Origin of the sequence: Bifidobacterium vespertilionis, assembly GCF_008698145.1 — a bacterium.
Lineage (GTDB): Bacteria > Actinomycetota > Actinomycetes > Actinomycetales > Bifidobacteriaceae > Bifidobacterium > Bifidobacterium vespertilionis.
Genome location: NZ_RZNZ01000039.1, coordinates 1 through 380, shown reverse-complemented (window position 1 = coordinate 380; position 380 = coordinate 1). Strand labels below are relative to the sequence as shown.

Annotated in this window: 2 rRNA genes; both read left to right on the top strand. The window is 60.3% G+C overall.

Annotated features, from left to right (window positions below):
• Positions 1-102 (top strand): 23S ribosomal RNA (locus tag EMO90_RS12250); the annotation flags it as partial.
• A gap of 171 nt (positions 103-273) precedes the next feature.
• A 5S ribosomal RNA gene (rrf, locus tag EMO90_RS12840) occupies positions 274-380 on the top strand; the annotation flags it as partial.

Here is a 380-nt window from a genome sequence, read left to right as displayed (position 1 = left end):
GTGTTGTGACCCCCCATGTGGATGACGTGGTGGATAGGCCGGGTGTGGAAGCCGTGCGAGCGGTGGAGCTGACCGGTACTAACGGGGGAACGGCAATCCCGATTCGCACATTTCTTGTGCGTGTGGTTGGGGTGTTGTTGGCATGCGTTTGGGTGGCATGGAGCATTGATGGTTCTGCGATACGAGGAGACAGGTGAATGTTCGCGTCCGTTGTCCGGTTCCCGGACCGCCGCCCCCACACGGGGCTTGTTGGTCTTGTGTGGTGTTTGGTTTTGCGGTGGTCATGGCCCAGGGGTGACGCCCGGTTACTTTCCGAACCCGGTTGCTAAGGCCTGGCGCGGTGATGGTACTGCACTCGATAGGGTGTGGGAGAGTAGCAC